General features: G+C 74.5%; 20 protein-coding genes. 7 read left to right on the top strand and 13 right to left on the bottom strand.

Annotated elements, in window-relative coordinates; genetic code table 11:
* Positions 1–3: 3 nt before the first annotated feature.
* The 3 genes from O7599_RS06935 to O7599_RS06925 all read right to left on the bottom strand — a co-directional run bounded on the left by O7599_RS06935 (position 4) and on the right by O7599_RS06925 (position 3268).
* Complete coding sequence (locus O7599_RS06935) at positions 4–1254, bottom strand: sugar ABC transporter permease (protein ID WP_281621217.1); 1251 nt, start codon at positions 1252–1254, stop codon at positions 4–6.
* Positions 1251–2099, bottom strand: a complete 849-nt coding sequence (locus O7599_RS06930) for an ATP-binding cassette domain-containing protein (protein ID WP_281621216.1) — start codon at positions 2097–2099, stop codon at positions 1251–1253. Before O7599_RS06930 ends, O7599_RS06935 begins: the two co-directional genes overlap by 4 nt.
* A gap of 92 nt (positions 2100–2191) precedes the next feature.
* A complete protein-coding gene (locus tag O7599_RS06925) occupies positions 2192–3268 on the bottom strand; it encodes a sugar ABC transporter substrate-binding protein (protein ID WP_281621215.1) in 1077 nt (358 codons plus the stop codon).
* A gap of 416 nt (positions 3269–3684) precedes the next feature.
* Between O7599_RS06925 and O7599_RS06920 the strand changes: the two genes are divergently transcribed.
* Positions 3685–4461, top strand: a complete 777-nt coding sequence (locus tag O7599_RS06920; protein ID WP_281623301.1) for a DeoR/GlpR family DNA-binding transcription regulator — start codon at positions 3685–3687, stop codon at positions 4459–4461.
* 126 nt (positions 4462–4587) lie between these two features.
* On the opposite strand, the gene O7599_RS06915 is transcribed toward O7599_RS06920, so the two are convergent.
* The 5 genes from O7599_RS06915 to O7599_RS06895 all read right to left on the bottom strand — a co-directional run bounded on the left by O7599_RS06915 (position 4588) and on the right by O7599_RS06895 (position 11076).
* Complete coding sequence (locus tag O7599_RS06915; RefSeq protein ID WP_281621214.1) at positions 4588–5130, bottom strand: DUF5709 domain-containing protein; 543 nt, start codon at positions 5128–5130, stop codon at positions 4588–4590.
* Between the two features lie 707 nt (positions 5131–5837).
* Positions 5838–7034, bottom strand: coding sequence for a globin domain-containing protein (locus tag O7599_RS06910; protein ID WP_281621213.1), 1197 nt, complete (start codon positions 7032–7034; stop codon positions 5838–5840).
* A 115-nt stretch (positions 7035–7149) separates the two neighbouring features.
* On the bottom strand, positions 7150–7605 hold the full coding sequence (locus O7599_RS06905; RefSeq protein WP_281623300.1) for a GNAT family N-acetyltransferase: 456 nt from the start codon (positions 7603–7605) through the stop codon (positions 7150–7152).
* A 205-nt stretch (positions 7606–7810) separates the two neighbouring features.
* Positions 7811–9874 (bottom strand): polysaccharide pyruvyl transferase family protein, encoded by a 2064-nt coding sequence (locus tag O7599_RS06900; protein WP_281621212.1) that lies wholly within the window; start codon positions 9872–9874, stop codon positions 7811–7813.
* Entirely contained in the window at positions 9871–11076 is a 1206-nt protein-coding gene (locus O7599_RS06895) for a hypothetical protein (protein ID WP_281621211.1), read from the bottom strand. The genes O7599_RS06900 and O7599_RS06895 overlap by 4 nt, the downstream gene beginning before the upstream one ends.
* Positions 11077–11395: 319 nt before the next feature.
* Here O7599_RS06895 and prcB point away from each other — a divergent pair, with 319 nt between their 5' ends.
* The gene (gene prcB / locus O7599_RS06890) at positions 11396–12259 is read left to right on the top strand and encodes a proteasome subunit beta (RefSeq protein WP_281623299.1); all 864 of its coding nucleotides are present in this window, start codon (positions 11396–11398) and stop codon (positions 12257–12259) included.
* A gap of 84 nt (positions 12260–12343) precedes the next feature.
* Here prcB and O7599_RS06885 read toward each other — a convergent pair whose 3' ends face one another.
* The 3 genes from O7599_RS06885 to O7599_RS06875 form a co-directional block, all read right to left on the bottom strand.
* Complete coding sequence (locus tag O7599_RS06885; protein WP_281621210.1) at positions 12344–13294, bottom strand: aminoglycoside phosphotransferase family protein; 951 nt, start codon at positions 13292–13294, stop codon at positions 12344–12346.
* Between the two features lie 60 nt (positions 13295–13354).
* On the bottom strand, positions 13355–13579 hold the full coding sequence (locus O7599_RS06880; protein ID WP_281621209.1) for a DUF397 domain-containing protein: 225 nt from the start codon (positions 13577–13579) through the stop codon (positions 13355–13357).
* Between the two features lie 283 nt (positions 13580–13862).
* Positions 13863–14513, bottom strand: coding sequence for a trypsin-like serine protease (locus O7599_RS06875; protein ID WP_281623298.1), 651 nt, complete (start codon positions 14511–14513; stop codon positions 13863–13865).
* A gap of 325 nt (positions 14514–14838) precedes the next feature.
* On the opposite strand from O7599_RS06875, the gene O7599_RS06870 reads away from it, so the two are divergent.
* The 3 genes from O7599_RS06870 to O7599_RS06860 all read left to right on the top strand — a co-directional run bounded on the left by O7599_RS06870 (position 14839) and on the right by O7599_RS06860 (position 17750).
* Positions 14839–15405, top strand: coding sequence for a 3'-5' exonuclease (locus O7599_RS06870; protein ID WP_281621208.1), 567 nt, complete (start codon positions 14839–14841; stop codon positions 15403–15405).
* A 138-nt stretch (positions 15406–15543) separates the two neighbouring features.
* The gene (locus O7599_RS06865) at positions 15544–16806 is read left to right on the top strand and encodes an SAV2148 family HEPN domain-containing protein (protein WP_281623297.1); all 1263 of its coding nucleotides are present in this window, start codon (positions 15544–15546) and stop codon (positions 16804–16806) included.
* Positions 16807–16985: 179 nt separating this feature from the next.
* The gene (locus tag O7599_RS06860) at positions 16986–17750 is read left to right on the top strand and encodes an exonuclease domain-containing protein (protein WP_281621207.1); all 765 of its coding nucleotides are present in this window, start codon (positions 16986–16988) and stop codon (positions 17748–17750) included.
* Positions 17751–18048: 298 nt separating this feature from the next.
* On the opposite strand, the gene erm is transcribed toward O7599_RS06860, so the two are convergent.
* Positions 18049–18960 carry an ErmE/ErmH/ErmO/ErmR family 23S rRNA (adenine(2058)-N(6))-methyltransferase gene (gene erm, locus O7599_RS06855; RefSeq protein ID WP_281621206.1) on the bottom strand — a complete coding sequence of 304 codons (912 nt, stop codon included), beginning with the start codon at positions 18958–18960 and terminating at the stop codon, positions 18049–18051.
* A gap of 481 nt (positions 18961–19441) precedes the next feature.
* Between erm and O7599_RS06850 the strand changes: the two genes are divergently transcribed.
* Positions 19442–20203, top strand: coding sequence for a nucleotidyltransferase domain-containing protein (locus tag O7599_RS06850; protein ID WP_281621205.1), 762 nt, complete (start codon positions 19442–19444; stop codon positions 20201–20203).
* A gap of 69 nt (positions 20204–20272) precedes the next feature.
* The gene (locus tag O7599_RS06845) at positions 20273–21538 is read left to right on the top strand and encodes an MFS transporter (RefSeq protein ID WP_281621204.1); all 1266 of its coding nucleotides are present in this window, start codon (positions 20273–20275) and stop codon (positions 21536–21538) included.
* Positions 21539–21631: 93 nt separating this feature from the next.
* Here O7599_RS06845 and O7599_RS06840 read toward each other — a convergent pair whose 3' ends face one another.
* On the bottom strand, positions 21632–23596 hold the full coding sequence (locus O7599_RS06840; RefSeq protein ID WP_281621203.1) for an ABC transporter ATP-binding protein: 1965 nt from the start codon (positions 23594–23596) through the stop codon (positions 21632–21634).
* Positions 23597–23719: the final 123 nt, after the last annotated feature.

Below are 23719 nucleotides of genomic sequence, written 5' to 3'. Positions count from 1 at the left end.
TCGTCAGCCCCTTCCGTGCGCCTGTCGCGAGCGGCGGGCCGCGGAGTCGAGGGCGACGGCGACGAGCAGCACCAGGCCCGTGATGATGAAGCGGTACGAGGAGTCGAGGTTGAGCAGCGTCAGACCGCTGGAGATCGACTGGATGACCAGCACGCCCAGCAGCGCGGCGAACGCCGAACCGCGGCCGCCGAAGAGGCTGGTGCCGCCGATGACCGCGGCGGCGATGGCGTTGAGGTTGACGTCCGCGGTGCCGGTGGACTGGTTCGCCGCCGCCAGCCGCGCCGCGGCGAGCACGCCGCCGGTCGCGGCGAGCGCGGAGCACATGACGAACGCGGAGGTGTAGACGGCGCGGACGTTGATGCCGGCCCGGCGCGCTGCCTCCGCGTTGCCGCCCACCGCGTACAGGGACCGGCCGAACTTCGTCTTGGTGAGCACGTAGTGCACCATCAGCACCAGGCTGACGAAGAGCATGAACATCCAGGGGACGCCGCGGGTGCGGTTCAGGTAGTAGACCGTGAACAGCAGCGCCGCGGCCAGCAGTCCCGCCTGCAGCCCGAGCCACTGCATCGACGCCGACGACAGCCCGGCGCGGCGCCGGCTGCGGGCCCGTACCCAGCCCACGGCGAGGAAGCCGCCGGCCGCCGCGACCGCGAAGACGTACGCCAGCGCCTCGGGCACGAACCACACCTGCGCGAACTTCACCAGCGGCGAGTCGAACGGGATGTTGATGGCGTTCTGGTCGCGCAGCAGCCACAACTGCACGCCCAGGAACGCCAGCAGCCCGCCCAGGGTGACGACGAAGCTGGGCACGCCGAAGCGGTTGAGTATCTGGCCGTAGAGCCAGCCGATCACGCAGCCGCCGGCGACGGCGACGGCGAGGGCCAGCACCATCGGCTGCTCGTGCTTGACCATGACGACGGCGGTGGCCGCGGCCGAGACGCCGCTGACCGAGCCGACCGACAGGTCGATCTGGCCGACGAGCAGCACGCAGACGATGCCCAGCGCGATGACGCCGAGCGGCACCATCTCGAAGGTCAGGTTCACCAGGTTGGTGCTGGACAGGAACGTCTGGTTCAGCGACTGGAAGATCGTCCAGATGACCAGGATGCCGGCGACGACGGGCAGCATGCCCAGGTCGCCGTCGCGGGTCCGGCGGACGGCGGCGCGGATGCTGTCGCCGATGCCCCGGGGCGTCGACAGCCGCTCGTCCTGCAGGTCGGCGGTCTTGCTCAGCGGAGTGTCCAGGGATGTCACGGCAGTTCCTTCTCTTCTTGCGAGGCCGCGTCGGGCCGCGCCGCCGCACCGGCGGCGGCCCGGCGTGCGGCGCGCTGCGCGACCACGTTGTCCGCCGCGCCGGTGATCGCGGCGACGACCTGCTCCGAGGTGACGGTGCGGGCGTCGAAGACGCCGTTGTTGCGGCCGAGCCGGAGCACGGCCACCCGGTCCGCGACGGCGCGGACGTCGTCCATGTTGTGGCTGATCATGACGACGCCGAGGCCGTTGCCCTTGAGCCGCTCGATGAGGTTCAGCACCTCGGCCGTCTGCGCCACGCCGAGCGCGGCAGTGGGCTCGTCGAGGAGGATCACCTCGGGCTTGCCCAGCAGCGCCCGCGTGATCGCCACCGTCTGCCGCTGGCCGCCGGAGAGGGCGGCCACCGGCACGTCGAGGGTGGGGATACGGGCCGACAGCTCGCGCAGCAGCTCCCAGGAGCGGGTCTCCATGGTGACGTCGTCCAGCATCCAGGGCCGTAGCTCCTGGCCGAGGAAGAGGTTCGCCTTGACGTCGAGGTTCTCGCACAGCGCCAGGTCCTGGAAGACGGTGGCGATGCCGATGGCCTGCGCGTCGGCCGGGGAGCCGAGGGAGACCTCCCGGTCGTGGAAGGAGATGGTGCCCCCGTCGGGGGTGTAGACCCCCGACAGGATCTTCACCAGCGTGGACTTGCCGGCCCCGTTGTCCCCGACGACGGCCACCACCTCGCCGGCGGCCACGTCGAGGTCGATGCCGGTGAGCGCGGCGACGGCGCCGAACTGCTTGCTGACGCCGCGCAGGGACAGCACGGTGGGCGCGGCGGGGGCGGCCGGGGCGGCGGGGGCTGTCATCGTGACCCTTTTTCCTTTCGTTTCGCCGGGTGGGGCCCCGGGTGAGGCCCGGGTGGGGGCCGGGTGGGCCGGGTGGGGAGGCTGCGCAGGGGCTAGCTGATCCCGAGGCTCTTGCAGTCCTTGGCGTACGCGCGGGTGCAGACGTCCTCGGCCTTCAGCACGCCGTCGGGGCCGAAGATGACCTCCTTGAGGTTCTCCTGCGTCACGACGGTCGGCTGGAAGAGCTGGGACGGCGTGTCGAAGAGCCGGGTGTCGGCCTTGGGCTTCTCGCCCTGCATGAAGGCGTACGTGACCTCGGCAGCGGCCTCCGCGACGGTCTTGATCGGCTTGGAGATGGTGTTGTACTGGTCGCCCGCGATGATCCGCTGAACGGCCGCAAGCTCGGCGTCGTTGCCGGTCACCGGCGGGACCTGGGTCTCGGCCGCCTTGAACGCGGCGATCGAACCGCCGCCGGTGCCGTCGTTGGCGGCGACCACGCCCGCGATGCGGCCGGAGTACTGCGAGATCTGGCCGCTCACCCACTGCTGCGCCTTCTCCGGCGACCAGTCGGGGGTGTCGTACTCGGCGAGCAGCTTGTAGCCGCTGTCGTCGACGGCGTTGTGGATGCCCTTCTTGATCAGCCCGGCGGCGGCGTCCGTCGGCGAGCCGTTGACCTGGAGGATGCCGCCCTCGGCGGACTCCGCGTCGAGGTGGTCGACGAGCGACTGGCCGATGGACTCGCCGATGGCCTCGTTGTCGAACGAGACGTAGAAGTCGGCGGGCTTGGTGGGGATCGGCCGGTCGTACGCGATGACCTTGACGCCCTGCGACTGCGCGGTCTGCACGATGGTCGCGGCGGACTCGGAGTCCACCGGGTCCAGGACGATGACCTTGGCGCCCTGCGCCATGGCGGAGTTGGCCTGCTGCTGCTGGAGCGCGGCGTCGCTGTCGGCGTTCTGGTAGATGACCTTGCACTCGTCGCACAGCTCGCCCATCCGCTTCTCGAACAGCGGGGCGTCGTACTGCTCGTAGCGCGTGGAGGCCAGGTCGGGCATGAGGAACGCGACCTTGCCGGCGCCGGTGCCGCCGCCCTCGCCGTCGTCACCCGCACTGCCGGGCTCCTCGGCGCAGGCCGTCAGTGCGCCGGTGGCGAGGATGCCGGCGAGAGCAAAACTGGCCAGTCGTCTCATGTTCCACTCCTTGCTCGTGTCCTTGCGCGGGGCGCGGGGCGCTGGGTGCCGCGTTTGCGGCGTCGGGAGGTCAGGCGCTGATGGGTGATGGCTGATTGCCGGGTGTCGGGTGTCCGGTGCCGGGTGTCGGTGAGGCGACGCACACGAAACTCGGATGTTTCATTCATGTCAACGGGCCTCAGAAAACGAACATGAGACCCCGTCAACGCACCCCTTTGAGTGTTCGCTCGATCAGGGGTGGTTAACATCGACGTGCTGGCGGTCGCGGTGGAGGGCTATGACAGCGCAGGCAGTAGCGTCGTTATCCGCTTCGTACGATGCCCTGAACGGTGCGCGGCGTCCGGATACGGGAATGTTCACTTCACAGAAAGAGAACAGGAGTTTCCATGGGGGCAGAGACCCGGCAGCCGGCCGACATGAGCGGGCGAAAGCCGCGGGAGCGAAGAGACCGCATCAAAGGCCGCGTCGTGGACGAAGGCTTCGTCCGCATCGAGCAGTTGGCCGACGAACTCGGCGTGACCCCCATGACCATCCGCCGGGACCTCGACCACCTGCAGAGCAGAGGGTGGCTCCGGAAGGTCCGCGGCGGCGCCACCGCCCAGCCCTCGACGGCCTTCCACGGCGACGTACGCCACCGCACCCAGGCGATGACGGCCGAGAAGAACGCCCTGGCGCGGGCCGCGCTGCCGCTGGTCAAGTCGGGCCAGTCGGTCGTCATCGACGACAGCACGACGGCCCTGGCCCTGACCCGGCTGCTCACCCAGCAGGCACCGCTGACCGTCATCACCAACTTCGTGCCGGTCACCCAGGTCCTCGCCGGCAGCCCGGGGATCGAGCTGATCTCCCTGGGAGGCACGTACTACCCCGCGTACGACGCCTTTCTCGGCCTGCGTACGGTCGACGCGGTCACGAGCCTGTACGCCGACACCCTCTTCGCCTCCACGACGGCGATCACCCGGGGCCACTGCTACCACCAGTCGCAGGAGACGGTGGCGGTCAAACGCGCGCTGATGGAGGCCTGCGCCCGCAAGATCCTCCTGGTCGACCACACCAAGTTCCGCCGCCGGGGCCTGTACCAACTCGCCCCGGTGACGGCCTTCGACCTGGTCATCGTCGACTCGGGGATTCCGGCGGCGGACCTGGACGCGCTGCAGGCGGACGGGGTGGAGGTGGTGGTGGCCCACCCGGAGTGAGGGGTGGGGTAGTGGGGTGAGGGGCGGCGGCCGGGGCGGATTGAGAGCGGTAGGTCGAGGGGGGAAGCGGGTCTCGGCTCCGGGGTGCTCGATCCCGGGGGTGCTCGGCTCCGGGGGTGCTCGGTTTCAGGGAAGGTCGTCGGGGGAGCGGTCGTCGGGGGAGCGGTCGTCGGGGGAGCGGTCCTCTTCCTCGTCGACGACGTGGACGGCGGCCTCCTCGGCGGAGGCGGCGGCGCCGTTGATACCGGCGTCCGAGGCGACCATGTCCTTCTCCTCGTTTTCGTGGGCGCCCTCGTCCGGGGCCACGAGGCGCCCGGCGCGGCGGGCGCCGACCTCGTCGTCGATCAGCTCGCCGTCGGTGTCGGCGCTGTCGCCGAGGTCGTCGTCGTCGGGGAGGACGGGCGGATCGGGGACCTCCTCGGCGAGGCGCTCGTCGAGGGACTCGCCGCGGCGCTGCTCGGCGGCGGTGACGCCGGCGTGCTCGACGCCGCGCGGCTTCTCGGGTGGGGAGTAGCCCTCGTCGAGGGGGTCGACGAACCCGTCGAGGGTGTCCTCGGGCGGCAACAGCCCTTCGTCGTCCTGAGCCCCGTCGTCGGGCGCGCCGGAGGCGTAGGGCTGATAGACCTCGTCACCCGCGGCGCTGTCTTCTTCGCCGTCGCTGCCCGTCACACGCGCCTCCTGTGGAGAAGTTCCCGCTGGGGTCATACTCGCGGCGCGGGGAGGCGGGGACACCTGGGGCGGCCCGATCGGGTGGCGGGGGGCGGACGCACGGCGGTGCGTGGGGGTGGGGTGCGCGAGGGGCGGTGCGGGGCGGGCGCGGGGAGGGATGGGGGGGCGTCGGTGTGTGTGGGCGGGGGCGTGGGGCGGCGGCCTGCGCGGGGCGTGGGCGGCGGTGTGCGGGGCGCGACCGGGTGCGGGGCGTGGAGGGTGTGGGGCGTGCGGTTGTGGGGCGTGCGGTTGTGGGGCGCGGCGGGTGTGGGGCGCGGCGGGTCTGGGGCGTGCGGTTGTGGGGCGGGGTGCGGCAGGGGTGCGGGAGCCCGGCGAAGCGGGGGGTGGCGAGGCGAGGCACGGCGGTGCGGGGGTGCGGAGCCGTGCGGGCATGTGCGCGGCAGCGGCGGGCACGTGCGCGGCAGCGGTTCGTGCGTCCGGGGACGCGCAGGTCCGCAGGTCCGCACTGTCACCACCACGAACCACCGTCCGCCCGGCGCCGTACCCGCGCACCCGGCACACGCTCCCCACGCGCGTGCTCGCAGCGTCGGTGGCCCCGGTGCGTTGTCAGAGCGGGCGCATACCCTTGGGCGGGCGTGCGGGGGGCAGGGGGAACTCACCCTTGGCAGTGGCGAAGCCGCGCGTGCCTCCGGACTGTCCTCCCGGCCTCACCGGTTCGACGGGTTGATCCATTGCGGCTGCGACGGGTGCAAGAACCACCCCGCGTGCCCCGGGTCCCGCGGTGCCCGTTCGGGCGGCGGCACGTGGTCGTGCGCGATCTGTTCCGGCGGCGTTCCGTACCCCCGCACCAGCTCCCGTACGTCCGAGATGAACTGCGCCGGGCCCGACACGTACACCCGGTGCTTCGGCCAGTCCCTGTGTGCCGACAGCGCCGCCTCCAGGCGGCGGGCCGTCGCGCCCTGGCGTTCCGTGCGCTCCGGTGTGATCACCGTGACGTCCACCCACGGGTGGTGCTTCTGCAGTGCCTCGACCGCCTCCGGGTCGTAGAGGTGCGCGGCGCTGCGGGCCACCAGGAACAGCCGGGCCGTGGTCGGGGTCCAGCGGCGGACCATGTCCTCCAGCAGCGCCCGTATCGGGGCCCAGCCCGTGCCGGCCGCGATGAACGTCACCGGCTGGCCGGCGCGCTTCGGGAGGACCGCCGTGCCCGCCGGGGCGCCCAGGCGGAGGGTGTCGTTCGGGGCCAGCCGGTCCACTAACAGCGGGCTCAGCAGGCCGCCGTCGACCCGGCTGACGTGCAGGTCGATCGTACGGTCGGCGCGCGGGGCGCAGCCGATGGAGTACGGACGCCACACCCGCGGCACCTGCGGCGCCGAGACGCTCACGAACTGCCCCGCCGCGTACGGCAGCGTCCGGTCCGGGAGGAGGGTGAGGACCGTGACGCCCGGGGCGGCCGGGTGGCGGGCCACGACCCGGCAGTCCCACCAGCGTGGCGCCTGCTGCTTGTCCGCCTCTTCGCTGCCGCCGATCATCGCCTCGGAGAGGATCTTGTACGCGCCGAGCCACGCCTGCTCCGTCTCCTCGTCCCAGGTGTTCGGGAGGCCGAAGCGCAGCGCCGCGATGAGGCTCTCGCCGACCGCCGCGTAGTGCTCGGGGCGGGCGTCGAACTTGCGGTGGTCGCGTCCCAGCGTCGTCAGGTAGCGCGGCAGGTCCGGGTCGTCCAGGCGTTGCACCACGAGGGTGAGTGCGGCGAAGAGACGGTCGCGCTGCTCGGACATGTCCGCGGGGAACAGCTCGCGGACACCCGGATTGCGGGCAAACAGATGCGAATAGAAGTACTTGGCGACATGGTCGGCTCTGCGTTCAACTCGGGCAAAACTCGCCCGGATTCGCTCGTTTGCATCCACGCACACGCACGGTACTGACCCATGGGTCACTTCTTCAACACGGCATCGAACAAGTTTCCCAAGTCGCCACCGAATGTCTGTTCCACCCGGGGCCCGGCAAGGGGAGGGAGCCCTCTTACAGCCGGATCTCCAGCACCCGCCCCGGCCACACCGGCCGCCCGGGACGCTCCACCGTGAACGTGCCGCTCGGCGTGAACCCCAGCCGCTCGTACTGCGCCGCCAGCGCCCCGTCCCCGCCCCCGAAGCAGTCCACCCGCAGCAGCCCCACCCCCCGCCGCACCGCTTCCGCCCGCGCGTCCGCCACGAGCGCCGCGCCCACCCCGGCGCCCCGCAGCGCCCGGTCCGTCACCAGCAGCCGGACGTACAACTCCGGCTCCCCGGCCGCCGGTACGTACTCCTGCGGCTCGTCCGCGAGCACGCACACCCCCGCGACCCGGCCCTCCGCCGTCTCCGCGACCCGCACCAGGTACGTGCCCGCGTACTTCTCCACCTGCGCCACCCGCTCCGGCAGGCCCGAGAACGGCTCCGTGCCCCACTGGCCGGTCCGCCCCTGCCCCGTCAGCCACGCCACCGCGTCGTCGAGCAGCGCGAGCACCGCGGGGACGTCGGCGGGGCCTCCTGTACGTATCCTCAGTCCGGTCTTCACTCCGGGAATGTAACCCGGGCCGGAAACAACGCTCGGACGGACACCCACGCGGGACGGACACCCACGCGGGACGGACACCCACGCGGGACGGACACCCACGCGGGACCGACACCACGCACCGCTCCTGCGCCTACAGCCCTTCCTGCTCTCCCTGCTGCCGCTCCAGCCCCAACGCCGGCCGCAGCTCCGCCAGGTTGTCCCTCGTCACCTTCCACAGCATCCGCTGCCGGTCCAGCACGTCCGCCACCGCCGCCCCGTGGTCGTCCAGCACCGCCCCCGCGCGCTCCACCAGCACCTCCGCGAGCCGCTCGTCGTCCACCCGCACGCCCCACTCCGGGCGGTCTATGTCGGCCAGGAAGTACGCCAGCTTCGGATGCGACACCAGGCTCAGCACCGGCGTACCGCACCCGAACGGGACCATCCCCGCGTGCCCGCGCATCCCTATCACCAGCCGGGTCCGCCGGTACGCGGCCCGGATCTCGTCGTTGCCGAGGTCGTACAGCGCATCCACGGGCAGCGCGATCCCGTGCTCCCTGCGCAGGTCGTGCGCGAACTGCTCGTCGGCCGTCATGTGCGCCGCCACCCGGACGTCCACCCGCTCGCGCAGCGCGCGCACCGTCCGCGCCATGGCGTCCAGGAACCGCGGGTAGCCGTCGCCGAAGCGCATCCCCGCCCTGTCGTACGCGCAGTTGACCAGCACCGTGTCGGCGCGCTCCACCGCGGCGTCGTCCCAGCCCGGCTGAAGCAGCCGGGTCAGGGTGGTGGGGCAGGGCTGGTACACGACCCGGTCGCGCAGCCGCTCCGGCAGCAGTTCGCGTACCCGCTCCACCGAGCCGTGGTTGCGCAGCCCGAAGAACGCCGACCGCTCCACCAGCGCCGCGAGGCTCTCCCGGAAGCGGCTGCGGCGGTAGGCCTGGCCGGGGAAGACGTTGTAGCCGACCGCGAAGACCGCCAGCGGCACGTCGATACGCGCCAGCAGGTCGTCCGGTACGTTCCACTGCCACGCGCTGTTGCCGTTCGGCCAGGTGTCGGGCAGGAACAGCCCGCCACCGCCGACGACCAGCCCGCGGCGCGCGTTGACCTCCGCCAGCGCCTCCTCGTCGAAGAGCCGGTGCACCGGGACCGGGTGCCACCGGCGCGCGGAGGCGTCCGGGCCGAAGCAGAGCCGGACGGCCTCGGGCAGGATCTTGTCGCCGGCGTTCTCCTGGCCGGTCGCGTACGCGGCGGCGTGCGCGAGCTGCGTGGAGACGACCGACGCCTCCCCGCGGTGCGCCGCGAACTCCGGCAGCCCGTAGCCGCCCTGGAGCAGCGCCTTGCAGGTCCGGTTGGTCGGTTCGGCGTCCAGTCCCTCGCGCGCGTACGCCCTCGACCGTTCCTCGTCGCCGCGCAGCCAGGCCAGCCGGGCGAGCTGGCTGAACGCCTTCGCCGCCAGCTCGGGGCTCGCGGCGGCGAGCAGGAGGTGGGTCTCGGCCTCGTCGTAGCGGGAGACGGCCATCAGCGCGGTGCCCATCGCGTCGTGGAAACGCGGCTGGTTGGCCTGCGGGCGGGCCGCGGACAGGGCCTCCACGGCCTCCTCGTACGCGCCGATCGCGCGCAGCCCGAGGGCCGTGCGGCGGGCGAGGTCGGTGGTCGGGCGCACCCGCAGGAGCGGCGGGCCGTAGTGGAGGAGCAGGTCGGGGTGCTGGCGGTGGGCGGGCAGGGTGCAGTACGCGCGCCAGAACTGCTCGTCGGTCAGGTCGTAGCGGGCCCGGGTCTCGTCGGACGGGTCGCGGAGGACGGCGAGGTCGGCGGCCACGAGCCACCGCGGGTGCAGTTCTATGACGTCGTCGTACGTGTCGTGGGCCGCCACGGCGCCGTCCCCGGCGGGGAGTTCGACGATCCGGGGGTGCAGCCGGCGGGCCGCGGCCAGGAGGTCGTCCGCGAGGCCGTCGTGGCGGAGCAGGAAGTCCTCGCAGACGCCGGGGTTCGCCAGGGCGAGGCTGCGGAGCAGGGCGGGCAGCCCGGCGGCGTGGCCGGGGTCGGCCGCGTCCACCCGGCAGGAGAAGGCGACGCGGGGTGCGCGGCGGGCGGGGGCCGCCGCCGCGGGGGCGGTGCGGGCGCCGCCGCGGGACTGGGGCGGGAGCGAGCCGGCTCTCGCGCGGGGGGAGACGGCCGCCGGGGCGGCGGCGGGGGAGCGGGGGACGGAAGCGGTCATCGCAGGGCGGTCCTCGTCTTCGTACGGTCCTTCGCCCGGGACACGATCCAGCGGCGCTCCTCCGGCCGCAGCCGGCCGATGCCGTGGACGTCGAGCCGCGGGCTGACGTCGAGGTGGTCCAGCAGCCGCAGCACGGTGAACGCGGCGCTGGTCTCCGGCCCCCAGTCACCGTCGCCGAGCAGCGCCGGGTCTTGCAGCGGGCGGCGCAGCGTGGCGTCGCCGAGCCCGTCCTGCGCGCCGGGCACCGCGCGCCGGACCGCCTCCCGCCACGTCTCGCCCGGGTCGGCGAAGAGGAGCCGGACGCCGGCAGGCCGGTGCCACGACTCGCAGGCGGGGTCGGCGACGGCGTGCACGTCGGCGCGCTCGCCGCCGCGGAAGTCGTCGCAGCGGACGACGAGTTCGTAGTCGCCGGCGTCCTCGAACCGGCCGGGTCCGACGACGACGCAGGCGGTCTTCCCGGCGACGAGGCCGCGGAAGTCGGCGACGCCGACGGGGTGGGCGCCGGCGAGCAGCGGATCGGCCATGCGGCCCTGGTCGAGGATCCGGCAGTACGTCCCGTACAGCCCGGACAGCTCGCGCACCCGCGCGTCCCCGGCCCCGTGCCGGCCCAACTGCTCCCCGACGTACGCGGTGAACGCCTCCCGCACGACGGCGGGCATCGCCTCGGCCGCGACGACCTCGGCGAACTCCCGGCCGGCGGCCGCTGCCCCGTTGTCCTCTGCCCCGCGGTCCTCCGCCCCGCCGTCCGCCGGGAAGAGCGCGACCGCCGCCGCCAGGCACTCCCGCTTCTCGCGGGCCATCGACAGCAGCGCCGGCGTCTCCGGGTGGGTGCTCCCCAGCGCCAGCGTCCGTTCGTACGCCTCCGTCGCCGCCGCCGCGTGGCCCAGCGCGTCCAGCGCGTGCGCGCGCAGCCGCCACGCGGCGCGGGACTTGGCGCGAAGCGCCAGCGCCGCGTCGGCCAGCTCCACCGCGAGGATCAGCTCCCGCTCGCCGCCCGCCTCCACGGCCCGGTCGCCGGCCCGCAGCAGGGTGTCGAAGAGCTCAGCGCCGACCGCCTCGCGGCGCGGCGGCGGGGCGGTGCCGAGCAGCTCGCCGAGCGCCGCCACCAGGGTCGTACGGGCGGGCCCCGGGCCCACGCTGGGCGGCGGCGGGGCGTCGGCGTCCTCCTCGGCCGTCAGCCCGGCCAGGTATCCGGTGCACACACGGGCGCACTCCGCGAGCGCGAGCGCCTGTTCTGCCCTCGTCCTGCGGGACGGTCTGGATCGCGGACTCTTCATCGTGCTCCCGGTTCGTGCGACAGGGTGCGACTGTTCCGCAGCCGCCGACGCCCGATTTGGCCGCATGGCAGACGTGAGATGAACACTGCGCGAAGCTCAGGTCGCGGGCGCAGACCGCCGCGCACGACGGGTGCCGCCGGGGTACGGGTAGGGTCGGACGGTGCCCGGCCGGTACGCGCCCGGGAGCGCCCCGCGGCCACCGGAGCCCACCGGGCGAACGGTCGTGAGGCGCACGGCCGGACGGATCGAAGAGTCGACGAAGGGAACCGCCGTGGAGCACCTGCCGCCCGAATTCCTCACCCCCGGCTCGTCGTCGTTCGTGGACTTCCTCGCCGCCCACGCCCCCGAACAGCTCCCCGCCAACCGCCGGCTCCCCGGGGCCGGCGCCGGCTCCGCCGCGGTCGACATCCCGCACGGCACCACCATCGTCGCCGCCTCCTACGCCGACGGCGTCCTCCTCGCCGCCGACCGCCGCGTCACCCTCGGCAACGGCATGATCGCGCACCGGGACTTCGACAAGGTCTTCCCGGCCGACGACTTCTCCGCCGTCGGCATCGCCGGCTCCACCGGCATGGCCGAGGAAATGGTGCGCCTGCTGCGTTTGGAGCTGGAGCACTACGAGAAGATCGAGACCGTCCCGCTCTCGCTGGAGGGCAAGGCCAACCGCCTCGGCACCCTCATCCGCGACAACCTCGGCCCCGCCATGCAGGGCCTCGCCGTCGTGCCGATCTTCGCCGGGTACGATCCGCGCAGCGGGGTCGGGCGGATCTACTCGTACGACATCACCGGCGGGCGCGCGGAGGAGAAGGACTTCGGGGGCACCGGCTCGGGGTCGGTGTACGCGCGCGGCGCGCTGAAGAAGCTGTACCGCGAGGGCATGGGCGAGGACGACGCCGTCACGATGTGCGTGCAGGCGCTCTACGACGCGGCCGAGGACGACACCGCCACCGGCGGTCCTGACGCCACCCGCCGCATCTACCCGCTCGTCTACACCGTCACCGCCCAGGGCTGCCGGCGGCTGGACGACGCCCGGGTGTCGGAGCTGTCGCTCGCCGTGCTGGAGGGCCGCCGCGGCCGCCCGGACGGGCCGAACGCACCGCTGGCGTAGGCCGGTTCCGCCGCGTCGACGGGGCCCGGCGCGTACCCAGGGAGCCCTCAGGCCCGCCCGGACCCGCCGGGCTCCCTGGATGCCCTACACCCCGGCCACGTCCGCCAGCAGCCGCGCCTCGCCCATCACCTCCGCGCCGCCCGCCACATCCCCGTGCTCCGCGCTCCACAGCGCCGTCTCCACCCGCCGGGCCACCGCCCACGCCGCCAGCCGCCCCGCGTCCTCGCCCAGCTCGTCCGCGAGCAGCGCCAGCCGGGCGGCGACCGTGCGCGGCGGGTCGGCGGCGGCGAAGGGGTCGTCGATCTGCTCCAGCAGCGGGAACGGGTCGTAGCCCGGGTCGCCGGTCATCGGCTTGGCGTCGATGGCCAGCCAGGGGCGGCGGTCCGCGGCCAGGACGTTGCCGGGGTTGAAGTCGCCGTGCACGACCACCTCGCGTACGGCGCCGCCCGGCAGTTCGCGCAGCAGCCGCGCGCCGTGGGCGACGAGCCCGGCGTCGTACCCGGGGCGCAGCCGCTCCATCCGCTCCTCGACGAGGTCGGCCCACTCGGCGCAGACGTCCGCCACCCGCTCCAGACCGCAGTCCCGCGGCACCGGGGCGCTCCACAGCTCGCGCAGCACCCCGGCGCCGAGCCGCAGCCGGTGTTCGGCGCCCAGCTCGTCGGCGGCGCCGAGTTCGGTGCCCGGCCTGCACCGCTCCAGGAGCAGGGCGTAGTGCTCGGGGTCGTGGCCGAGGAGGCGCACGGCGCCGCGCCCGTCCCAGATCCGCAGGCCCTCGCCCTCACCCGCGGCCTCGCGGTGCGGCCACGTCACCTTGAACACGGCGGCCGTGCCGTCCGGCAGGTGCGCCGGCGCCACCCACGAGCAGCTTCCGCCCGGGAACGGGGCGCCGAACCGCAGCGACCAGCGCGTACGCAACTTCTCCACCAGGGCAGGCAGTTCCGCCAGCCAGGCCCGCCCGGAGGCGTGCCGGCGCATCTCGGTGAGGACCGGCAGGCCGGGCGGGAAGAGGTCCGGGGAGCGCGCGGGGTCGTCCACGGCACCCACGCTACCGGCCGGGCGCCGGACCCCGGCCGTGCCCCGGAGCCGGCCGCGGGGTTACGCCCCGAAGTCCCCGGACTTGACGCCGTCGACGAACGCCTCCCAGGCGTCCGCGGTGAAGACCAGGGCGGGGCCGTGCGGGTCCTTGCTGTCGCGCACCGGGACCAGGGTGACGTGGAAGCCGTCGGCCACCTCCAGGCAGGCGGTCATGTCGGAGTCGCTGTAACTGGTCTTGCGCCACCGGGCGTCGCTCAGGTCGAACCGGTCGTTCCATGCGGTCATGCCGCCCAGTCTTTCGAACGTGGCCGGAACGCGGCAAGGGATCGGCACCTGGACATGGCGGCGCTCCGCCGCGGCCGGGTTGGCCGCGGCGGAGCGCTGCGAGTGGGGCCACGGGGAGGAGGCGGCCGCGCCCACGAGAGGTCCGCCCGCCTGCCCCGCGCGCAGTCAGGCGGGACAGGCGGGGCAGGCGGGCGGAGAGTGGACGGATGCGCCGGGTTCGGGCGTGCCGGCGAACGAACCGGGGACATCCGTCCGGCTTCAGGTGCCGTACGGCCCGTGGGCCTCAGACACCGGCGATGGACTGGATCCAGGAGCGGTACCGCGTGACGTTCGTGTACGCGGTGGTGGTCTGCCGGTCGCTGGTGGACGCGACGCCGACCTGGACGCCGTTCGCCATCATCGGCCCGCCGGAGTCGCCGCCGGCGGTGATGCCGTCGCCGCGCCGGGCGCAGATGGCGTTGCCGCCGTAGGCGTCACCGCAGCCGCCGGTGACGGTGACGTTGGCGACCTTCAGGTACTGGGACTGGCAGTTGATCTCGGAGCCGCACTGCGAGGTGGCGCCCCACCCGTAGACCTGGACGTTCTGGCCGACCGTCACCGAGCCGGGCTGGCCGAGCGTGGCGTACGTGGTGGAGACGGACCGGTCGATCCGGACCAGCGCCAGGTCGGAGGAGTGGGTGTAGGTCTGCACGCCGTTGGCGAGGGTGCCGCCGCTGGTCTGGTCGAGGCTGCCGATGCGGAAGGAGAGCCCGCCGCCGCCGACGCAGTGCTTGGCGGTGAGGATCCAGGTGGGCGCGATGATCGACGCGCTGCACGTCTGGCGGCCGTTGGAGAACAGCCGCGCGGCCCACGGGCCGCTCTGGGCGTAGCCGCCGCCGATGATCTTCGTGGACGGCGGCCCTTCGGGCGTACGGGCCTGGGCCGCCGCGTACACGTCGGTGGCGCCGCGGGCGGACGTGTGGTCCGCGGCCACCGCGGTGCCGCCCAGGGTGAGGGCGGCCAGCAGGGCGGCGACGAGTGTGGGGAGCGATCTGGATATTCGCAAGGTTCCTCGTTTCCGATGGCACGCGGGCTGGGTGGACCCGCGCGTGGAGGGCCAGGGAAGTACCAGGGGTCAGGATTCCGGAAACCGCGGGTTCGCGGTAATCACAACTTCCCATAACGCGCCGCGATGGAAGCGCCGGAGTGCGCCCCGCGCGACGCCCGGCCCCCGGAAAACGGCGCGCGGCGCGCGCGTGCCCCGTGCTTGGCTGGTGCGCATGGCCACGCAACTCCTCGACCGCGTTCTCGTCGTCGACGTCGAAGCCACCTGCTGGGAGGGCGAGCCGCCCGCCGGGATGGCCCCGGAGATCATCGAGATCGGACTCTGCGAGCTGGACGTGCCCACCGGTGAACGGGTGTCGCGGCGGTCGGTGCTGGTGCGGCCCGAGCGCTCCGAGGTGAGCGCCTTCTGCACCCGGCTGACCACGCTCACCCCCGAACAGGTCGCGGCCGGCGTCCCGTTCGCCGAGGCGTGCGCGCTGCTGCGGCGCGAGTACGGGTCGCGGCAGCGGGTCTGGGCGAGCTGGGGGGACTACGACCGGCGGCAGTTCGAACGGCAGTGCACGGCCGCGGGCGTCGCATACCCCTTCGGCAGGCGGCACGTGAACGCCAAGACGCTCTACGCGCTCGCCCACGGCCTCGGCCGCGAGCCGGGGATGGCCGAGGCGCTGGCACACGCCGGGCGCGAGCTGGAGGGCACCCACCACCGTGGCGTGGACGACGCGTGGAACATCGCCGCGCTGCTCGCGGGGATCCTGCTCGCCGTCCGCCCTCCGCCCGGGTGACAACCGCGAAGCACCGCACGGCAGTTGGGTTACCCGTGACCCGTTCAGGGTGCGCCCCGGAGATCGTGGCAGTACGCTGCCGTGATCGTGGAGCTGGGCGCGGAAGGCGGTACGGGCGTGGGTGCGGGCGGTCTTGAGCTGCCCCCGGCAGGCGGTCCTGAGGATGAGGGCCGCGGGGGCGGCGGCTCGACCGAGCCGCCACCGGGCGCGCCACCGCCGCCCGGGACGGTGTCGCTGGCCCGGCCGATGGAGATCGGCGCGGAGATCGGCTGGGGCGAGGACGACTGGGACGAGGTGCGCACCCGCGCGGCGCGCGCGGGACGGGCGTACATCTGGCTGAACGTCGTCGAGCAGCGGCTGCGCTCCGTCGTCGCCTCGGTGCTGCGGCCCGTCTACGAGCCGGTGCACGGCGAGGAGTGGGTCGTCGCCGCGGCGGGGCCGGCGGGCCAGGAGTGGGTGCAGCGGGCGGTCGCGGTGCGGGAGGTCAGCCGGCGCAAGGGCTACCTGCTCGACCCCGCAGACGACAACGTCATCAGTTTCCTGACGCTGCCGCAGTTGCGCGAGTTGATGGTGCAGCACTGGCCGTGCTTCGAGCCCTACCTCGACGACCGGCGCGACCTGGAACTGGCGCTCGACGAGCTGGAGGTCGCCCGCAACGTCGTCTCCCGCAACCGCGCCCTGTCCGGCACCGTGCTGGCGCAGGCCGAGCGCGCCGCGAGCCGGCTGCTGCGCCTCCTCGGCGCCGACGACCAGCCGCCGTCAGCGGACCGGATGCCCGTCGACGCGGTGGAGGACCTGGTCGGCGACCGGTACGCGGACGTGGTCGGCGTCCACCCCGACCGGGTCGGGCTGCAGCGCGCGCTGCCCGCGGAGGATCTCTTCGGAGGCGCCCGGCGGCTGGACGCGATCGGCATCGGGCTCAACCTGCTGGTGCAGAACTACTCCGGCCGCCGCCTGGGCCGGCTCGCGGAGAGCGGCTGCCGCATCCGGCTGCTCTTCCTCAACCCGGCGAGCAGCACGGTGCGCCGGCGGGAGCGCGAACTGGGCATGAAGCGGGGCGAGCTGGCGCGGGCGGTGGAGACGAACATCATCCACATGCGCCGCGTACGGTCCAGGCTGCGCCCGCAGAGCGGCGGGGACCCGGCGGGGGCGTTCGACATCCGGGTCTTCGACGAGACGCCGCGGTTCACGGCGTACCTGATCAACGGCGACCGGCCGGACGGGCTCGGCGTGGTGCAGACGTACCTGCGGCGGGCGCGCGGCGCGGAGGCGCCGGCGCTGGTGCTGCGGGCGGCGCGGCGGGAGCTGGTGCACGGCGAGGGCGGCGGCGAGCCGGGGCTCTTCGAGGTGTACCGGGAGGAGTTCGAGAGCTTCTGGACGGACGCGCGCCCGGTCTCCTGACGCGTCCGCACCCGGTCTCCCGGCCCTCGCGCGCCCTCCTCCACGGCCGTTCCGGCACCCCTTGTCCACGCGTTGTCTACGCGCCTTGCGTGCTCCCCGATAACCGGAATATTCCGGTCCGGTATGTCAGTGGCGAGTGAGAGTGTGGAGTCACTGGCCACGGAGCAGGGAGGGCGCCCATGGGGTGGTACGGGGAGCTGCTGGTCGGCTTCGACCTGGAAACGACCGGGACGGACCCGGGGGAGGCGCGGATCGTCTCCGCCGCCGTCGTGGAGGCAGTCCGCGGCGTGCCGGCGCGCAGGCGGGAGTGGTTGGCCGACCCCGGCGTTCCGGTGCCACCGGAGACGACCGCGATCCACGGGATCACCGACGAACGGGCGACGATCCACGGACGGCCGGCGGCGGAGGTCGCGGACGAGGTGGCGGACGCGCTGGCGGCGCACTGGGCGCGCGGCGTGCCCGTCGTCGCGTACAACGCCACGTTCGACCTGACGCTGCTGGCCGCGGAGTTGCGCCGCCACGGGCTCGCCTCGATGCGCGAGCGGCTGGGCGGCGGGGAGGAGGGACCGGTGATCGATCCGTACGCGATGGACAGGACGGTGGATCCGTTCCGGGAGGGCAAGAGGACGCTGGAGGCGGTCTGTGTGGAGTACGGGGTGGTGCTCGGCCGGGCGCACGACGCCGCGGAGGACGCGCTGGCGGCGGTCCGGCTGGCGGTGGCGATAGCCGAGCGGTACGGAGACGTGGCGTCGGCCGGCGCGTGGGACCTGCACCGCGGCCAGGAGGGCTGGCACGCGGAGCGGGCGGAGGGCTACCGCCAGTGGCTGGCCCGCCAGTCCCGCGGCCCGGCGGCGGAGACGACGGCCCCGGCGGCGGACGCGACCGCCCCGGAGGCGGAGCCGGTCCCCAAGCGCGGCTTCGGCCCGGACGGGGCGGTGGCGTAGCCGCGTAGCGGAGCGGGGCGGGGGGAGTGCCGGGCGCTCCCCCCGCCCCGCGCTGCACCGCCCCGCGCTGCACCGCACCGCGCGGCGCGGCACGGGCGTCGGCGCCCAGCGCGCGGCGCACACCCCGGTCCGCAAGGCGTGGGGCAGCGGCCCCCGAGCGCCATGGTGCTCGGGGGCCGCTGCCCCGTTGCCGTGCGCGGCCCGAGGCGGCGGCGTGCGTGGGTCTGGTGGCGCCGGTCCCGTGGGACCGCCCCGCTCACCCGCCCCCGCGTCACCCCGCGCGCGCCCGTCCGGGGCCTCAGCGCAGCGTCTTGTGCAGCGTCAGCCACTGCGCGGGGGTGGCGAAGGCCACGACCGTGTCCTTGGGGAGCGCCGCGGCGCGGAAGGCCGCCGACAGGCGGGCCGTCGGGTAGCCCGCGCGGCGCAGGGAGGCGTACAGCGTGCCGCCCGCGCCGCCGAAGCCCGCCTCGACCATCCGGCGGTACGCCGCCTCCTCGCCCCGCGGCAGCAGCGGGCGCCCGCGGCGCTCGATCCGCAGCACCGCCGAGTCCACCCGGGGCACCGGCCGGAAGCACTCCCGCGGCACCCGCCCGCACAGCCGCCACTCGTGCCACGGCCACGTACGGACCGTCAGCAGGCTCCAACGTCCGTAGTCCCCGGTCCGCTTGCGGGCGTACTCGAGCTGGGTGACGAACGTCGCCGACTCCAGCCGCGGCGCGCGCAGGCACCAGTCGACGATCTCGGAGGTCCGCGCGTACGGGACGTTGCCCACGGCGACGAACGGCTCCCGCGGCGGGCGCGCGGCGAGGAAGTCCTGCCCCACGAGGCGCACATGGGGATGCCTGGCGAGCCGGGCGCGGAGCCCGGGCAGCAGCCGGCGGTCGATCTCGTAGGCGATCAGCTCCCGGCAGTGCGGCGCCAGGGCCTCGGTCAGCGCCCCGGTGCCGGCGCCGACCTCGACCACGAGCCGGCCGCCGGGACCGGGCGCCGCGAGGCGCGCCACGCGCCGGGCGACGGCGGCGTCGGCCAGGAAGTTCTGGGACAGGGAGCGGGACCGGGAGCGGGACCGGGCGCCGTCGCCCCGCCCCTCCGCCGGGGAGCCGCGGCGGCGGTTCGTACGGGCGTTGCCGCCCGTGGTCGTGCGGGCGTCGGTGGGAGGGTTCGTGCCGTAATCCGCGCGTGCGTGCGCGCGTCGGTGAGAGCGGGCCACAGCCTGCCGTCCTTCCGGAAGAAGTGCGTTCCTGGACTGGCGGATGGCCCTGGCCGGGCAGCGGTACGTCGGCCCTCGGCGGGGCACGCGGACGTGACGGGAAAGCCCGGCGGGCGCGCGCACGGCGCGCGGATCGCGGGGGCTGCGACGAGCTGTCGCTCAGCGGGAGTGCCGTCCCGGGCTGCCGGTCAGGGCGCCGGGACCACGCGGGGGCGATACGGCAGGAGGGAGAAGAAACCCGCACGCCGCAGACCTGCGTGGCCACCGGTGCACAGACGGGTCATCCCGCCGATGCCCGCGCAGCAGCAGCAGCCGGCCACGGCGTCTCCTTGCCTCGGGTGCACTTCGGTACGCACCCTAGTCGCCCGCCCCCGCCCGCGCACCTCCGTTTTCCCGCCCCCGCGGCCCGCGTACCGTGCCCCGGGCCCACACGCTCGGTGCCGGTCCTGCTACGCTCCCGCTGGCCGGACCCGGGAGCGAGATGACCACCGCTGCCTTTCCCACCCCCCTGCACCGCACGGTGCTCGAGGTGGTGCTGACCGAACTGCGCGCGGACCCCGACGTCCGCGGTGTTCTGCTGTCCGGATCCCTCGCCCGCGGCACCGGCCGCCCCGACTCCGACCTCGACGTGCTCGTGGTCACCGCCCTCGACCCCGTGCGCCCCGCCTCCTGGCGGTCCCGGCGCCGCCCGCTGCCGGTCGACCTCGTGCCCCGCACCGCCGGGCAGTGGCGCTCGCACTTCGCGCCGGACCGCGTCGGCGACGAGTCCTGGGGCTACGCCTTCCTCGACGGCGTCCCGCTGCACGACCCCGACGGCGCCGTGGCCGGGCTCATGGCCGACGCCGCGGCCATCCACGCCGGCTACCGCACCCCCGCGCCCGTCAAGGCGCACTACGCCCGGCTCTGGGCGCACGCGGTACCCAAGATGCAGGCCGTGCGCCAGCGCGGCGACCCCGTGGAGACGGGGTGGGCGGCGGCCGCCCTGACCAACGAGCTGATGCGCACCCTGTGGGCGGCCAACGACCTGCCCAACCCCTCCCTCGACCTCGGCACCTGCCAGCGCCACCTGGACGACCTCAAGGCCCCCGCCGGCGCCACCGACCTGATGCGCGCCGTGCTGCGCGCGGCCCCGCGGGACGCGCTGCGGCTGCAGTTGGAGCTGGTGGCGGACGTCCTGCCGCTGCTGGCCGGGCCGGACACCGCGCCCCCGCCGCCGGGCGCGAAGGGCGGAGCATACCGGTAGCGGGGCCGCCGGGGCGGGACGGACGCGCCCCGGTTTCGCCAGGCCCGCGCGGCACGGCAAGCTCCCCCCATGGCATCCGCATCCCCCTGGCGCGTGCCCGCCTTCCGACGGCTGTACGCCGCCACCGCCGCCGACCAGATCGGCATCCAGGTCGGCCATCTGGCCCTTCCGCTGCTGGCGCTCGGTCTCGGCGCGAGCCCCGGTCAGATCGGCCTGCTGGCGGCGCTCGGCACCTGTGCGTACCTGCTGATCGGACTGCCCTCCGGGGTGTGGGTCGACCGGCTCGGCTGTGTGCCGGTGCTGGTGACCGCCGCCCTGGCGCGGGTCGTGCTGCTCACCGTCGTCCCGCTGGCCTGGTGGTTCGGCATGCTCACCCTTCCGTACCTGTACGCGGCCGTGCTGCTGGCCGGCTGCGCCACCGTCTTCTTCGACGTCGCCTCGCACAGTTGCCTGCCCGCGGTGGTCGGGCGGGAGGCGCTGGTGCGGGCGAACGCGGGCGTCGTCGGCCTGTACGCGGTCGGCAGCGTCGCCGGGCGCGGGGTGGGCGGGCTGCTGGTGGAGGTGCTGACGGCGCCGGTCGCGGTCGCGGCGCAGGCCGTCAGCCACCTCGCCGCGGCCATATCGCTCACCGGCATCCGCGGCGGCACCTCGCGCCGCGCGCGGCCGGCGCCGACGGCCTCCCGCCGGCTGGCCGCCGAGATGCGCGACGGGCTGCGGCACGTGCTGGGCAGCCGCGAACTGCGGCCGCTGGCCCTGGCCGCGGCCTGCACCAACCTCGGGGCGCAGACCGTCAACACCATGGTCCCGGTGCTCTTCGTCCGCCAACTCGGGCTGCCCGCCTGGCTGCTGGGCGTCTACTGGGTGTTCTGCGGCACCGCCACCTTCGTGGGCGCCCGGCTCGCGCGGCCGCTCGCCGCCCGGCGGGGATGCGGGTGGACGCTGGCCATCGCCGGGCTGTGGCTCGCGCCGGCGGCGCTGCTCGTACCGCTGCTGAGCCGGCCGCCGCTGCTGTGCGTGGCGGGGGTCGCGGGGATGGCGCTGGTGTCGGTGAAGACCGGCATCGACAACGTGCTGGGGCTGAGCCTGCGGCAGGGGCTGACGCCGGACGCGCTGCTGGGCCGGATGAACGCCACCTTCCGGTTCCTGCTCATGGGGTCCGTCGCGCTCGGCTCGGCGCTGTCCGGGGTGATCGGCGAGCTGGCGGGCGTACGGGCGGCGCTGTGGACCGGGGCGGTGATCCTGGTGGTGGCGGCGCTGCCGCTGTACTTCTCGCCGGTACGCACCCGCCGCCACCTCCCGGGCGCGCCCGTCCCGGAACCGGACCCGGTCGCCTGACACCGCCCCGCCCCGCCGTCGGCACGCCGCCGCCGCCGGCGCCGGGGGCGGCGCACCCGGTACGCCCCGCGCCCGGGCCCGTACGCCCGCGTCCTACGCCTCCTGCGCCACCAGCTCCCCGCCCTTGCCGCACTGCCCGCCGTCCCCGACCAGGCACACGGTGCCCGCCGCAGCCGGGCCGCCCGCGCCGGCCCCGCCGTCCTCGGCGAACTGCGTCCGGTACAGCTCCTCGTACCGCCCGCCGGCCGCCAGCAGCTCCGCGTGCGTGCCCCGCTCCACGATCCGGCCCTCCTCGACCACCAGGATCTGGTCCGCGGCCCGCACCGTGGACAGCCGGTGCGCGATGACCACCGCCGTGCGCCCGGCCAGCGCCTCCGCCAGCGCCTCCTGCACCGCCGCCTCCGAGGTGGAGTCCAGGTGCGCCGTGGCCTCGTCCAGGACGACCACGCGCGGCTCCGCCAGCAGCAGCCGGGCGATCGTCAGCCGCTGCCGCTCACCGCCCGAGAGCCGGTAGCCGCGCTCGCCGACGACGGTGTCCAGGCCCTCCGGCAGCCCCGCCATCAGCTCGTCCAGCCGCGCCTTGCGCAGTACGTCCCACAGGTCCGCGTCGCTCGCGTCCGGCCGCGCCAGCAGCAGGTTCTCGCGCACCGACTCGTGGAAGAGGTGCCCGTCCTGGGTGACCATGCCCAGCGTCGCCCGCACCGAGGCGGCCGACAGGTCGCGGACGTCCACGCCGCCGAGGCGGACCGTGCCGCCGTCCGTGTCGTACAGCCGCGGGATGAGCTGCGCGATCGTCGACTTGCCCGCGCCCGAGGAGCCGACGAGGGCGACCATCCGCCCGGGCTCCGCGCGGAACGACACCCCGTGCAGCACCTGCGCGCCGGCCTTGGTGTCCAGCACCGCGACCTCCTCCAGCGAGGCCAGCGACACCTTGTCGGCGGCCGGGTAGCCGAAGTCCACGCCGTCGAACTCCACCGCCACCGGCCCCTCCGGCACCTCCCGTGCGTCCGGCCGCTCGGCGACCAGGGGCTTCAGGTCCAGCACCTCGAAGACCCGCTCGAAGCTGACGAGCGCGCTCATCACCTCCACCCGCGCCCCCGCCAGCGAGGTCAGCGGCGCGTACAGGCGGGTGATGAGCAGGGCGAGGGCCACGACGGAGCCGGCGTCGAGGGTGCCGCGCAGCGCGAACCAGCCGCCGAGGCCGTAGACGAGCGCGAGGGCGAGCGCGGAGACGAGGGTGAGGGCGGTGACGAAGAGCGTCTGCACCATCGCGGTACGGATCCCGATGTCCCGCACGCGCGCCGCCCGCTGCCGGAACTCCGCCGACTCCCGCTCGGGCCGTCCGTACAGCTTGACGAGCGTCGCCCCGGCCGCGGAGAACCGCTCGGTCATCTGGGTGCCCATCGCGGCGTTGTGGCCGGCGGCCTCCCGCTGCAGCCGGGCGAGCCGGGCGCCCATGCGGCGCGCGGGCAGCACGAAGACGGGCAGCAGCACGAGCGCGAGGAGGGTGATCTGCCAGGAGAGCCGCAGCATGACGGCGAGCGTGAGCAGCAGCGTGACCAGGTTGCCGACGACGCCGGAGAGGGTGTTGCTGAACGCGCGCTGGGCGCCGAGCACGTCGTTGTTGAGCCGGCTGACGAGGGCGCCGGTGCGGGTGCGGGTGAAGAACGCGACGGGCATGCGCTGCACGTGGTCGTAGACGGCGGTGCGCAGGTGGAGGATGAGCCCTTCGCCGATACGGGCCGAGAGCCAGCGCGACAGCAGTCCGAACCCGGCCTCGCCGACCGCGATGGCGGCGATCAGCAGCGCCAGGGAGACGACCCGGCCCCGGTCGGCGTCGTTGACGATGGCGTCCACGACCTGGCCGGCGAGCAGCGGCGTGGCCACGGCCAGCGCCGCGGTCACCACGCTGAGCAGCAGGAACCATCTCAGCAGCCGCCGGTGCGGCTGGGCGAAGCGCCAGATCCGCCCGAGCCCGGCGCGCGACAGCGGGCGCTTGTCCCGCTGCGCGGTGACCGTGCTGTGCAGCGACTGCCAGGCGGTGGCCTGCATGTCCATCGGGTTCTCCCGTCTCGTGGTGCGCGGCCGGGTGCGGGCGGCCTGCCCCGTAAAGCTAGAACTTCAACCATGGTTCAGTGCAACCGCGGGGGGCCGGAGCCGGCCGGTAGAGTCGGGGTCGGT

This window comes from Streptomyces sp. WMMC500, assembly GCF_027497195.1.
GTDB lineage: Bacteria > Actinomycetota > Actinomycetes > Streptomycetales > Streptomycetaceae > Streptomyces.
The sequence above is the reverse complement of the archived record's forward strand: the minus strand, read 5'-3'. Positions and strand labels throughout refer to the sequence as shown.

Excerpts from the sequence above, each read along its gene's own strand:
- O7599_RS06930 (WP_281621216.1), bottom strand. The coding sequence starts at position 2,099 with ATGACAGCCCCCGCCGCCCCGGCCGCCCCCGCCGCGCCCACCGTGCTG.
- O7599_RS06925 (WP_281621215.1), bottom strand. The coding sequence starts at position 3,268 with ATGAGACGACTGGCCAGTTTTGCTCTCGCCGGCATCCTCGCCACCGGC.
- O7599_RS06920 (WP_281623301.1), top strand. The coding sequence starts at position 3,685 with ATGAGCGGGCGAAAGCCGCGGGAGCGAAGAGACCGCATCAAAGGCCGC.
- O7599_RS06850 (WP_281621205.1), top strand. The coding sequence starts at position 19,442 with ATGACCACCGCTGCCTTTCCCACCCCCCTGCACCGCACGGTGCTCGAG.
- O7599_RS06840 (WP_281621203.1), bottom strand. The coding sequence starts at position 23,596 with ATGGACATGCAGGCCACCGCCTGGCAGTCGCTGCACAGCACGGTCACC.
- O7599_RS06870 (WP_281621208.1), top strand. The coding sequence starts at position 14,839 with ATGGCCACGCAACTCCTCGACCGCGTTCTCGTCGTCGACGTCGAAGCC.
- O7599_RS06860 (WP_281621207.1), top strand. The coding sequence starts at position 16,986 with ATGGGGTGGTACGGGGAGCTGCTGGTCGGCTTCGACCTGGAAACGACC.
- O7599_RS06845 (WP_281621204.1), top strand. The coding sequence starts at position 20,273 with ATGGCATCCGCATCCCCCTGGCGCGTGCCCGCCTTCCGACGGCTGTAC.
- O7599_RS06880 (WP_281621209.1), bottom strand. The coding sequence starts at position 13,579 with ATGACCGCATGGAACGACCGGTTCGACCTGAGCGACGCCCGGTGGCGC.
- O7599_RS06900 (WP_281621212.1), bottom strand. The coding sequence starts at position 9,874 with ATGACCGCTTCCGTCCCCCGCTCCCCCGCCGCCGCCCCGGCGGCCGTC.